Source organism: Nocardia sp. NPDC059764 (assembly GCF_042732555.1).
Classification (GTDB): Bacteria; Actinomycetota; Actinomycetes; order Mycobacteriales; family Mycobacteriaceae; genus Nocardia.
Genome location: NZ_JBHWHH010000225.1, coordinates 1 through 10,081, shown reverse-complemented (window position 1 = coordinate 10,081; position 10,081 = coordinate 1). Strand labels below are relative to the sequence as shown.

The 10,081-nt window shown below is 68.3% G+C and carries 16 protein-coding genes and 1 tRNA gene; 9 read left to right on the top strand and 8 right to left on the bottom strand.

Annotated elements, in window-relative coordinates:
* Window positions 1-622, top strand: a 622-nt coding sequence (locus tag ACFV4K_RS32100; protein WP_379279978.1) for a hypothetical protein, incomplete at its 5' end; no start/stop codon positions are given.
* A 6-nt stretch (window positions 623-628) separates the two neighbouring features.
* Here ACFV4K_RS32100 and ACFV4K_RS32095 read toward each other — a convergent pair.
* From ACFV4K_RS32095 to ACFV4K_RS32080, 4 genes are all read right to left on the bottom strand, one after another.
* Window positions 629-997 carry a hypothetical protein gene (locus ACFV4K_RS32095; protein WP_379279976.1) on the bottom strand — a complete coding sequence of 123 codons (369 nt, stop codon included), beginning with the start codon at window positions 995-997 and terminating at the stop codon, window positions 629-631.
* Between the two features lie 238 nt (window positions 998-1,235).
* Window positions 1,236-1,922 (bottom strand): RibD family protein, encoded by a 687-nt coding sequence (locus ACFV4K_RS32090; RefSeq protein ID WP_379279975.1) that lies wholly within the window; start codon window positions 1,920-1,922, stop codon window positions 1,236-1,238.
* Window positions 1,922-2,125, bottom strand: a complete 204-nt coding sequence (locus ACFV4K_RS32085) for a hypothetical protein (RefSeq protein ID WP_379279973.1) — start codon at window positions 2,123-2,125, stop codon at window positions 1,922-1,924. Before ACFV4K_RS32085 ends, ACFV4K_RS32090 begins: the two co-directional genes overlap by 1 nt.
* A gap of 239 nt (window positions 2,126-2,364) precedes the next feature.
* Entirely contained in the window at window positions 2,365-2,895 is a 531-nt protein-coding gene (locus ACFV4K_RS32080; RefSeq protein WP_379279972.1) for a helix-turn-helix domain-containing protein, read from the bottom strand.
* A 164-nt stretch (window positions 2,896-3,059) separates the two neighbouring features.
* Between ACFV4K_RS32080 and ACFV4K_RS32075 the strand changes: the two genes are divergently transcribed.
* The 3 genes from ACFV4K_RS32075 to ACFV4K_RS32065 are packed head-to-tail and all read left to right on the top strand — an operon-like array spanning window position 3,060 to window position 3,729.
* Window positions 3,060-3,227 (top strand): hypothetical protein, encoded by a 168-nt coding sequence (locus ACFV4K_RS32075; RefSeq protein WP_379279971.1) that lies wholly within the window; start codon window positions 3,060-3,062, stop codon window positions 3,225-3,227.
* 11 nt (window positions 3,228-3,238) lie between these two features.
* The gene (locus ACFV4K_RS32070; protein WP_379279969.1) at window positions 3,239-3,550 is read left to right on the top strand and encodes a hypothetical protein; all 312 of its coding nucleotides are present in this window, start codon (window positions 3,239-3,241) and stop codon (window positions 3,548-3,550) included.
* An 8-nt stretch (window positions 3,551-3,558) separates the two neighbouring features.
* Window positions 3,559-3,729 (top strand): hypothetical protein, encoded by a 171-nt coding sequence (locus tag ACFV4K_RS32065; protein WP_379279968.1) that lies wholly within the window; start codon window positions 3,559-3,561, stop codon window positions 3,727-3,729.
* Between the two features lie 42 nt (window positions 3,730-3,771).
* On the opposite strand, the gene ACFV4K_RS32060 is transcribed toward ACFV4K_RS32065, so the two are convergent.
* The 3 genes from ACFV4K_RS32060 to ACFV4K_RS32050 form a co-directional block, all read right to left on the bottom strand.
* Window positions 3,772-3,859: transfer RNA gene (locus ACFV4K_RS32060), tRNA-Ser, on the bottom strand.
* Between the two features lie 54 nt (window positions 3,860-3,913).
* Window positions 3,914-4,351, bottom strand: a complete 438-nt coding sequence (locus tag ACFV4K_RS32055; RefSeq protein WP_379279981.1) for a nucleoside deaminase — start codon at window positions 4,349-4,351, stop codon at window positions 3,914-3,916.
* A gap of 26 nt (window positions 4,352-4,377) precedes the next feature.
* Window positions 4,378-4,917 carry a tRNA adenosine deaminase-associated protein gene (locus ACFV4K_RS32050; RefSeq protein WP_379279966.1) on the bottom strand — a complete coding sequence of 180 codons (540 nt, stop codon included), beginning with the start codon at window positions 4,915-4,917 and terminating at the stop codon, window positions 4,378-4,380.
* A gap of 58 nt (window positions 4,918-4,975) precedes the next feature.
* Here ACFV4K_RS32050 and ACFV4K_RS32045 point away from each other — a divergent pair, with 58 nt between their 5' ends.
* A complete protein-coding gene (locus ACFV4K_RS32045; protein WP_379279964.1) occupies window positions 4,976-5,926 on the top strand; it encodes a prephenate dehydrogenase in 951 nt (316 codons plus the stop codon).
* 6 nt (window positions 5,927-5,932) lie between these two features.
* On the opposite strand, the gene ACFV4K_RS32040 is transcribed toward ACFV4K_RS32045, so the two are convergent.
* Window positions 5,933-6,535: a putative glycolipid-binding domain-containing protein gene (locus tag ACFV4K_RS32040; protein ID WP_379279963.1), complete on the bottom strand. Its 603-nt coding sequence runs from the start codon at window positions 6,533-6,535 to the stop codon at window positions 5,933-5,935.
* Window positions 6,536-6,809: 274 nt separating this feature from the next.
* Between ACFV4K_RS32040 and ACFV4K_RS32035 the strand changes: the two genes are divergently transcribed.
* The 4 genes from ACFV4K_RS32035 to ACFV4K_RS32020 all read left to right on the top strand — a co-directional run bounded on the left by ACFV4K_RS32035 (window position 6,810) and on the right by ACFV4K_RS32020 (window position 10,036).
* Window positions 6,810-7,952 carry a DNA cytosine methyltransferase gene (locus ACFV4K_RS32035; RefSeq protein WP_379279979.1) on the top strand — a complete coding sequence of 381 codons (1,143 nt, stop codon included), beginning with the start codon at window positions 6,810-6,812 and terminating at the stop codon, window positions 7,950-7,952.
* A 38-nt stretch (window positions 7,953-7,990) separates the two neighbouring features.
* Window positions 7,991-8,410 (top strand): very short patch repair endonuclease, encoded by a 420-nt coding sequence (locus ACFV4K_RS32030; protein WP_379279962.1) that lies wholly within the window; start codon window positions 7,991-7,993, stop codon window positions 8,408-8,410.
* Window positions 8,411-8,627: 217 nt separating this feature from the next.
* The gene (locus tag ACFV4K_RS32025; RefSeq protein ID WP_379279960.1) at window positions 8,628-9,296 is read left to right on the top strand and encodes a DUF998 domain-containing protein; all 669 of its coding nucleotides are present in this window, start codon (window positions 8,628-8,630) and stop codon (window positions 9,294-9,296) included.
* A 26-nt stretch (window positions 9,297-9,322) separates the two neighbouring features.
* Window positions 9,323-10,036 carry a maleylpyruvate isomerase family mycothiol-dependent enzyme gene (locus tag ACFV4K_RS32020; protein WP_379279959.1) on the top strand — a complete coding sequence of 238 codons (714 nt, stop codon included), beginning with the start codon at window positions 9,323-9,325 and terminating at the stop codon, window positions 10,034-10,036.
* The last annotated feature ends 45 nt before the right edge of the window (window positions 10,037-10,081 follow it).

Genomic DNA, 10,081 nt, shown 5'->3' with positions numbered 1-10,081 from the left:
GTTCGTTTGCGCGCCTCGGTCGTCAGCGCAGGAAGCGGACGGCGGCGTTGCGGAGCGCGATGCCGGCGGCGGTGCCGGGAACCATGAGGGCGGTGGCGGCGCGGAAGCCGCGCTGCTTGGGTTCGACGAGCTTGCGGTGGCGGCGCTCGTAGGACGCCAGTGCCTGCCGGGGGTCGCCGGGGGTGCGGGCGAGTTCCTCGGCCAGAGTGTGCGCGCCCGCGATAGCGAGGGTGGAGCCGCCGCCGCCCACTCCTACCTTTCAGCCCTCTCCGACCTGGCCGCCACCGCCGAGCGCGAAGCCCCCACCCCCTTCGACGCCCTCACCCGCCTCCTCCGCGCCTGCGCCGAACTCCGCCTGGGCGCCCTCGCCGCCGCCATAGAACCCACCCTCCACGCCGACATCAAGGCCGACCCCGCCCTCACCGAAGTCCGCGGCACCATCACCGACCGCATAACCCGCCTCACCACCCAGGCCCACACCGACGGCACCCTCCGCCCCGACGTCACCCCCGACGACATCGGCCGCCTCATGACCCTTCAGATCTACGCCACCCCCGACGACCCATACCCCACCGCCGTCAACCGAGTCCTGGACCTCCTCCTCGACGGCCTCCGCCCCTGACCCCGATCACCGCCGCGCCGCAACCCACCGAGTAACCGACGGCAGCGAGGCCAACACCGCAACACCCAGGTACAACGCCAGCGGGAACAGCGCCACCCCCAGCCCCTCAATATTCCTCGGCGGCAGCCGATACCAATCGAAGACATCTTCCACAAACAACGGAACAACACCCAGGATCACCAGCACCCGCCCCACAGTCAGCCGCCGCAACAACAAAATCCCCCCAGGAATCAACAGCAAAGCAGCAATAGGCCGACAAATCATCCCCACCTCGACCCCCAAGGGATGCCGCACATCATCCGAATACCCCGACATCACCGAGTACTGCAACGCACTCGAAAGCCCCGTGAGCAACCCGAACGCCAGCCCCGCCACCCCCGCCAACACCCCAGCCCCACTATCCGTCCCGGGCGCAGGCACCATATTCGGGCGATACCCCTGCACATGATGCGGTTGGTACGGATACGACATCAATTCCTCCGGCCTACTCGGTCACCTCAACCCCTTGTACTGCAACCACCTTGGATCGCGCCCCTTGCGTAAACCTTTTCGTCCGGATAACGACCTACACGTCATTCTCAACTCACTCCTGTGCCGCCAGCGCCTTGCACGATTAGGAGCCGGACGGCACCGCGCTGGTGTGCTTGGGTCGATAGCGCAGCACCACGACGTCATCGAGAACGGTTGCGTCCACGAACTCCAGGCGGCGGCGTGAGCCGCCGGGGAAGTCGGCGGGGGTGACGAACCTTGGTGCGTCGCTTTGCCCTATGAGCAGAGGAGCGACCGCGTAACGCAATTCATCCGCCAGCCCTGCTTGCAAGAATGCGGTGTGGATGTGGGTGCCGCCCTCGACGATCAGGCGCTCGACGCCACGACGGCCGAGGTCGTCGAGCAGCGCACCCCAGAAATCCTGGTCGGCGATCGCAGTGACCTGCGCGACGGTGTCGAGACGGTCTCCGATCTTCTCAGCACCCTCAATGGTGGTGTACACCAGTGGTTTTCCGGCTTCGATGTGGTGGTGGAACATCTTCGCGTCGGGGGAGATATCGCCGGAGCGGGTCACGGTCACTTTGAGCAGGTTGGCTGGTTTGCCCACGGCAACTCGCTCAGCGCGACGATTCTCGCTGCGCAGCCACAGTCTTGGATTGTCCCGGCGTACGGTTTCCGCGCCGATGAGAATGGCGTCGCACTCGGCACGCAAGGCGTCCACACCGTCGAAATCACTGTCGTTGGAGAGGTAGAGGCGCTCCGGGATCGTGTCATCGATGTAGCCGTCGAGACTGATGGCGACGGAAAGCACTACGAACGGTCGGGGCACTGTTCGTCCTCCCAGACGGTGAAGGCGTCGCGGAAGTCGGCCACGCCCGTTTGAGTACTGGCGGTGTCGATCATGCCCGACAGCTGACGGACCTTGTGCAGGATGCGGGCGGACCCGGTACTCCTGCCGATCTCCAGAGCCCGCGAACCTGCGGCTGCGGCGAGCTCGATCTCGCCGGAAGCCATATGTGCCACGGCAGCCCGTGCGAGATACACACCTTTGTCCCGCGGATAGTCCGGCTGCATAGCCGCTACGGCCGCGTCGAACTGTGAAGTCGCACAGCGATAGTCACCGGTCTCCGCACGGGTATACGCCTGATAGGCATCGATAGGAGTGGTCGAGGAACATCCCCCACTTTGGATCATCCGTCGCGACGGCCACGATCTCGCGGGCGTTGTCGTAGTTACGGGCACTACCCAGCGGATCACCGTCGAGCGCCTGGGCGTGCGCGCGGAACGTTAGTGCGGCGGCGGACGTGGTTGATAGACGCGTCGGCGAACATGGCGGCGAAGGAGTTGCCCGCAGACGTGTTTGCGATACCGGCGGTGGCTGCCCCGATAGCACCCGCTCCGATCCCAATGGCGAACGTCCGGCGCGGCACGGTGACCAGCACAGGTTCTCCGGTCAACGCTCGTGCCGAAACGATGATGCATTCGTCATCGTCTCGCGCACCCAGCTTCTCGCCGAGCTCGGCGGGTGGCAAACGGTCCAGTGCCGTCGGAGTGCCGAGGATGGCCCAGAACCGTTCAGCGACAGCGGGTTCGACCGCCCCCAGCTTCTCATCCATCCGTGTGGCATAGGCAGGGCTGAGGGCGATGTCGGCGCGCAGACGCTCCCACTTCTTGACGGCGTCCACCGAAACGCCCACATACTCGGCGAACTCCTCCCGGACCAGCCGGAGGGCCGAGCGGAATGCCTTGGTTTCAACACCTGTCCACCGTGCGCAAACGCTCATCGGTTCCCCTGTGCCCTAATCGCTCACGAGTACCCGTGCCGTACCCATCGGGTCACTTCTTCCACAGCGTGATCGGCAGAACTCTGGAAGGGGCACGCGGCGCCGGACTGAACTGGCGCCGGGTGCACTCCAGAACCGTTCCAGGGACCAGGAGAACACCCGACATGGCCATCATCCTCGCAGCGATACTGCTCTCGCTACTGCTGTTCGGCACCAACACGGCGTCCCGCGACGTCTCGCCACGCACGTCCCGACTCACCGTCGCGGATATCCAGGCCAGGCTCGCCATGGAACCGCCGCGCACCTACACACCGATCAGTCGGGGGTGGTGACCATGGGCCTCATGCCCTCCGCTGTGGGGTTCCTGCGCAGCGATGTCTCGGGGATGAACCAGCCGCGAGACGAATTGCGAATTCTCGCCGCCGCCAGAAGGACTGGATACGACCTGCGCAAGACCATCGTGTTCAGCTCGCGCACCGACGAACCGATGCGTCGCCTCCGAGTCGCCATCGACCGATTGGGAGTTGATGCCGTAATCGTGCCGAGCACAGAGCATTTCGACAATCGTGTGATCCCCGGAGAGTTGCTCGAGGTCGCGGCCGTCATCACCGTTTCGCCCGGGAACACCTGGGCGCAGACCCGCCGAATCCACTAGGTGATGCGATGTCCATCGAAGGCGTCGGGATTGAACCGGATGAGGACGAGCCCGCCGGGTGGCTGCAGTACATGGACGGGTCGTGGGCCCGGGTAGCGAGGGACGGATCGATCGGCCCATCGATCACGACGGACGATCTACTCGAAGTCGCTTGGCATCGTGTCGATATGGACAAATGAAAAGAGCCCCTCGCCTGCGTGAACAGGTGAGGGGCTCCTCAGCGGTGGCGGAGGGATTTGAACCCTCGGAGGGGGGTTACCCCTCACACGCTTTCGAGGCGTGCTCCTTAGGCCGCTCGGACACGCCACCGGTGGTGACTTTACAGGAGGACCGTGCGGAAACCGAAATCGGCTGGAGAGGGGGCTAGGGGCGGTGGGATTGGAAGAAAGAGTCCAGGAGGGCGGCGCATTCGGGTTCGAGGACGCCGGCTCGGACTTGGGGGCGGTGATTGAGACGTCGGTCACGGACCACGTCCCAGAGGGAGCCGACGGCGCCGGTCTTGGGTTCCCAGGCGCCGAAGACGACGCGGGAGATTCGGGAGAGGACCAGGGCGCCGGCGCACATGGTGCAGGGCTCGAGGGTGACGGCGAGAGTGGCGCCCTCGAGCCGCCAGCCGTCGCCGTGGACCCGGGCGGCGGCGCGCAGGGCGAGGACTTCGGCGTGGGCGGTGGGATCGCCCAGGGCTTCACGGGCGTTGGCGGCGCGCGCGAGTTCACGGCCGTCGGCGTCGAAGACGACCGCGCCGACGGGGACGTCGCGCGGGTCGGCCGCGGCCGCGGCGGCGATGGCGGCCCGCATCATCGCCTCATCGGCGGCGAGCGAGCCGGTCAACGCGGAAGCTTGTCCAGGACCGCCGAGTACTCGTTGGCGAAGCCGAGCCGCTGGGCGATCATGCCGAGCTGCTCGTCGGGGTACAGGTCGGTCTCGGCGAGGATGACCGCCAGCACCGGCTCGGGCAGGCCGAGATCGGAGAGGACGCCGAGGTCGCCCTCTTCCCACGGTTCGACGTCGTCGATCTCGTCGGGGTCGATGTCGGGGACCTCGACATTGAGTTCCTCGAGTACGTCGACCGCGATGTCGTAGTCGATGGCAGCGGTGGCGTCCGAGATCAGGATGCGGCTACCGGTCGGGCCGGGGCGCAGGATGATGAAGAACTCGTCGTCAACGTCGATCAGGCCGAACACCGCGCCGGAACTGCGCAGCGCGCGCAACTCGTCTTCGGCCGCGGACAAACTGGTCAGGGACGCGTCGCTCAGCGGCGTCACCTTCCAGTTGGCTTCCTCACGGACAACGGCCACCGCGAACCCTTCCACGTCGTCGAAGTCGTCCGACGCCGCCCTGTTCGTGCTCGAGCGTTGTGCTGCCATGCGCGCAACGGTAGTCCGCTTCGGGGGAAATGTTGAAGTCGTATGCGAATCTGGTCGCATGACGGGCACTTCGAAACCAGCTGTCTGCGTCCTGGGTACCGGTTTGATCGGCGGTTCGGTCCTGCGGGCCACCGCCGCCGGCGGCTATGAGGCCTTCGGCTACAACCGGTCCGAGGTCGGCGCCAAGGCCGCCCGGATGGACGGCTACGACGTGATCAGCGACGTGGAGGCGGTGCTGTCGCGCGCCGCGGAACGCGACGCGCTGATCGTGATCGGCGTGCCCATGCCCGCCATCGACGCGGTGCTCTCCGATGTGAAGACCTTCGCCCCCGACTGCGTGCTCACCGACGTGGTGAGCGTGAAAGCCCCGGTCGCGGCCGCCGTCCAACGCCACGAACTGGGCGCCCGCTACGTGGGCGGTCACCCGATGGCCGGGACCAGCGAATCCGGTTGGGCCGCATCCACTCCCGACCTGTTCAAGAACGCCGCCTGGGCGGTCAGCGTGGACCCGGGCGTGCACGCCGACAACTTCCGGCGCGTCGCCCAGCTCGCCCTGGACTGCGGCTCGGTGGTGGTCCCGGTGCTGGCGGTGGAACACGACCGCGCGGTCGCCCGCATCTCGCACCTACCCCACGTGCTCGCCGAAGCTCTCGCCGTCGAAGGCGCCAATGGCGGCCCGCTGGCGCTCGGCCTCGCGGCAGGCTCCTTCCGCGACGGCACCCGCGTCGCCGCCACCTCCCCCGAACTGGTCCGCGCCATCTGCGAACCCAATGCCGCGGCCCTGCTGGACGTCCTGGACGACACCCTCGAGGTGCTCACCCAGGCCCGTGACAGCCTGCGCGCCAACGGCACCATCACCGAACTGACCGAGGCCGGTCACGACGCCCGCACCGACTACGAGGACAACGAGCGCTGGCCGATCACCGACATCAGCCCGGGCGAGCGCAACTGGCTCACCAAGCTCATCGACGCCGGGCGCGCCGGCGGCGTTCTCACCTCACTGGACTGACCGGGATCAGATCCGTTCGGCCAGGCCCGGATAGTCGAGGAGGAATCCGTCCTGGTCGACGGTGACGGTCGCCGAGGACACCGGGGACAACACGTGGATGCCGTCCGGCCCGCTGCTGTACGTGAGGCTGGCCTCCTGCACCAGCAGATCCGGCAGCCGCACGTAGACGACCGGAACCTGCACGTCCTCGCTCGCCCGGGCCAGACCGTAGCGGCGGATCGGGAGCGTGTTGAAGAACGGGCTCAGCGCCACGTCCACGTCCAGCGCCCCGCCGAAGGTGGAGCGCACATGGGTGTTTCCGGCGTCGATCAGCCAGTAGTCCTCCTCGTCGCGCGCGATCGAGGCGTGGCGTTCGCCGGTGGCCAGGGTGCTGCGCAGCGACAGCCGCTTGGTGACCCCGGCTTCGTCGGTGACCAGGTCGTAGGACGCGCTGAACGCGGGATGGTCCTCGCAGGCGCCGGCGATGATCCGGCCCGCGGCGCGAATCCGGTTGCCGCTCAGCACCACCCGCACCGATTCCATGCGTGAGGCGTTGTGTGCGCGCCAGGTGAGAATGGCCGGCCACCGCGGCGCTCCCGGCTTGGCGTCCTCACTCCCGTTATCCGTCACGCCTATAACCGTAGTTGCAGGCCCCGGCTCGTCCGAGATCCCCGGCCGGTATCACTCCCGGGACCGGACATCGTGATCAACATGCAATGGTGCGGAGGGGTTCTCGGCGTTTCCGCACGCCAACGCCCGCCGATCGATCGCCCGAGTGATAGCGACCGGCTCTGGAAGTCCGGCCCTGTCGGGCGTTGCGCTCGGTGTGGATGAGGGACTCGAGTAACGTGCTCTGCGGCACGGGGACTCCGGGGTGAAAGGGACTGTTGTGACGGGCGCGCGGATGGTCGGCCTGTTCGCCGGCATCGGTGGGCTGGAACTCGGGCTCGCGGCCCACGGGTGGCGCAGTGAACTGCTCTGCGAGATCGATACGGGTGCGCAGGCCGTGCTGGCGGCGCATTTCCCCGGCGTGCCACTGCATTCGGACGTGACGAAGCTGCGCGCGCTGCCGTCCGGGATCGAGCTGGTGGCGGCCGGATTCCCGTGCCAGGACCTGTCCCAGGCCGGGCGCACGGCCGGAATCACCGGTTCCCGTTCGGGTTTGGTGGACGAGGTGTTCCGGCTGGTCAAGCGCCGGCGGGGACCCCGCTGGCTGCTCATCGAGAACGTGCCGTTCATGCTGCAACTCGGCGGCGGCGCGGCCATGCGCCACATCACCGACGCGCTCACCGAACTCGGCTACACCTGGGCCTATCGCGTGGTCGACGCACGCGCCTTCGGGCTGCCGCAGCGGCGGGAGCGGGTGCTGATGCTGGCGTCCCGCACCGAGGATCCGCGGCCCATCCTGTTCGGGACCGACGCGGGCCCGCGGGAGGTCGGCGATCCGGCGCACGATCCGTGCGGCTTCTACTGGACCGAGGGCAATCGCGGACTGGGCTGGGCGGTGAACGCGGTGCCCACCTTGAAAGGCGGTTCGGGCCTCGGCATCGCCAGCCCGCCCGCGGTCCGGCTGCCGTCGGGGGAGCTGGTGACGCCGGGCATCACCGACGGGGAGCGGCTGCAGGGCTTCGACCGCGACTGGACCACACCGGCGCTGGAGGTGCCGGGCGTGCGCCCCGGGCATCGCTGGAAGCTGGTCGGCAACGCGGTGAGCGTCCGCATGGCCGAGTGGATCGCCGGGCGCGTCACCAACCCGGCCGACGACCCGATCCCCGACGGCGAACCGCTGACCCGCCGCAGCTGGCCGACCGCGGCCTGGGGACATCGCGGGGAGGTCCGGCGGGTGCCGGTGTCCACCTGGCCGGTTCACGCGCCGTACGAGGACCTGCGCTGGTTCCTCGACGATCCCCGGCTGCTGTCGGCCCGGGCGACCGCCGGATTCCTACGCCGCACCCGGATGGGTTCGCTGCGCTTCCCCGAGGGCTTCCTCGACGATGTCGAGAACCATCTCGAGCGCATGGGAGGCGCTCCCGTCAAAGCCGCGTGATCCTTGCCCGACACACCCGCCGCGGCGAGGATGGCCGGATGACGGATGCGCGGCCGAGCACCGATGCGGCGACCAGCGCCCGCATGGCCAAGCAGCGCCGCGCGGGGACGAAGCCGGAGCTGGCCCTGCGGCGGGAATTGCATCGGCGCGGTGAGCGCTATTTCGTGGACCGGGCGCCGCTGCCGGGACTGCGGCGGCGGGCGGATCTGGTGTTCCCGCGGCGGAAGGTGGCGGTCTATGTGGACGGGTGCTTCTGGCACAGCTGCCCGCAGCACGCGACCCGGCCGAAGAACAATGCCGACTGGTGGGCCGAGAAGCTGGCCGGGAATGTGGCGCGCGACCGCGACACCGATGCCCGGCTGGTGGCCGCGGGCTGGACCGTGGTGCGGGTGTGGGAACACGAGGCCGCCGAATCGGCTGCCGACCTGGTGATGACCGCTTTGTCGCGCGGGCTGTGAGGTCGCTGTCAATACATGGGCGACAATGGACTGATAACCGGACCACCCGACCAGTCCGGATGGAACGAATAACTGCCGGGCAGGGCGGTACGAGTGAGCGAGGCCAGCGAAAGCGAGCGCGGTGATGCCAACCGAGCAGAAACTAGCCGAGGCGGCTCCGAGCACGACCGTGCTCCAACCGCGATGGCGACGGGCACTGCGATGGTTCATCGCGATCTTGATCGCGGTCGCCGGACTCGGCTACTCCTCCTGGGTCCTGGAATTCATCCTGCCCATCCAGAGCAACCCGACCAACACCTTCCTCAGCCAGCTGGCCGAGAAGGGCGCACCGTTCCGCTGGGTCTTCACCACCGGTGACACCGTCTCCGGCTCGCTGCTGGTGGTGGCGGGACTGGGCGGCGTGCTGCTGTTCTCGCGGCGGCTCTACTCCACGATCGGCTGGGTGGCGCTGGCCTGCTTCGGCGCGGCCACCATCGCGGACGCGCAGTGGCCGATCGTGCCCGACGAGCCGGGCGCGCCCAAACGCTATGTGGACACCGGACTGTTCCCGCAGCTGCACCAGATTCACGCGCTGACCAGCACCCTGGCCGTCTTCTCCATCTACATCGCGATGATCGCGTTCACGGTGGCCGCGTTCAAGTACCGGCGCTGGCCGATCCTGCGGCACACCGGGCTGTGGATTCTGATCGTCGGCTCGGTGGTGACAGCGTGGATGCTGATCGCCGACAACCTGCCCGGCAACTACGGCCTGGGCATCGCGCAGCGCATCCAGGTCGGGGCCATGTCCCTGTGGCTGGTGGCGCTGGCCGTGCAAATCGTTGTGGCCGAACGCGATTCCGGGACGCCGGCCCGGCACCGGCGCACCGCGCGCTCGTCCGGCCGCTGACCGCCCCCAGCGGTTAGGGTCGGATCGTGACCAGCGACGCGCACCTCGACGACACCGCCACCCAGCTCGACACCGTCGCCGCCGCGACCGAGCGCCTGCTCCCCGCGGTCGCCGCGCTGAGCGAGGCCGACCTCGTCGACCCCTCCCTGCTGCCCGGCTGGACCCGCGGCCATGTGCTCGCGCACCTCTCCCGCAATGCCGACAGCCTGGTCAACCTGCTGCTGTGGGCCCGCACCGGCATCGAAACCCCGCAGTACGCAAGCCAATACCTCCGCGACTCCGACATCGAGGCCGGTGCGCCGCGCCCGCTGCGCGACCAACTCGAGGACCTCACCGCCTCCGCCGAACGCTGGCTGACCCTGGCCCGGGCCATGCCCGCCGACAGCTGGACCGCCACCGTCCGCAACCGCATGGGCGGCGAGATCCCCGCGACCCGCGTCATCTGGATGCGGCTGCTGGAAGTGGAGATCCACCACGTCGACCTGAACATCGGCTACACCCCCGCCGACTGGCCCGAGGAGTTCACCACCCGCCTGCTCGCGCAGTCCCTGAGCGAGGTGAAGCCCGCCGACGGAGCGGGCTTCACGGTCACCGCCACCGACACCGGCTTCACCGGCGCAGTGGGCGCCCAGGGCCCCGAAATCACCGGCCCCGCCGCGTCCCTGGCCGCCTGGCTCATCGGCCGCTCCCCCGGCGCCGACCTCACCGGCGATCTCCCCGCCCTCGCCGCCTGGAAGTAGCCGCACCCACCAAAAGCCAAAGGCCCCACACCGTTTGGTGTGGGG

Coding starts and splice junctions, on each gene's coding strand:
- ACFV4K_RS32085 (WP_379279973.1), bottom strand. CDS start 2,125: ATGGCTTCCGGCGAGATCGAGCTCGCCGCAGCCGCAGGTTCGCGGGCT.
- ACFV4K_RS32080 (WP_379279972.1), bottom strand. CDS start 2,895: ATGAGCGTTTGCGCACGGTGGACAGGTGTTGAAACCAAGGCATTCCGC.
- ACFV4K_RS32075 (WP_379279971.1), top strand. CDS start 3,060: ATGGCCATCATCCTCGCAGCGATACTGCTCTCGCTACTGCTGTTCGGC.
- ACFV4K_RS32070 (WP_379279969.1), top strand. CDS start 3,239: ATGCCCTCCGCTGTGGGGTTCCTGCGCAGCGATGTCTCGGGGATGAAC.
- ACFV4K_RS32065 (WP_379279968.1), top strand. CDS start 3,559: ATGTCCATCGAAGGCGTCGGGATTGAACCGGATGAGGACGAGCCCGCC.
- ACFV4K_RS32055 (WP_379279981.1), bottom strand. CDS start 4,351: ATGATGCGGGCCGCCATCGCCGCCGCGGCCGCGGCCGACCCGCGCGAC.
- ACFV4K_RS32050 (WP_379279966.1), bottom strand. CDS start 4,917: ATGGCAGCACAACGCTCGAGCACGAACAGGGCGGCGTCGGACGACTTC.
- ACFV4K_RS32045 (WP_379279964.1), top strand. CDS start 4,976: ATGACGGGCACTTCGAAACCAGCTGTCTGCGTCCTGGGTACCGGTTTG.
- ACFV4K_RS32035 (WP_379279979.1), top strand. CDS start 6,810: ATGGTCGGCCTGTTCGCCGGCATCGGTGGGCTGGAACTCGGGCTCGCG.
- ACFV4K_RS32030 (WP_379279962.1), top strand. CDS start 7,991: ATGACGGATGCGCGGCCGAGCACCGATGCGGCGACCAGCGCCCGCATG.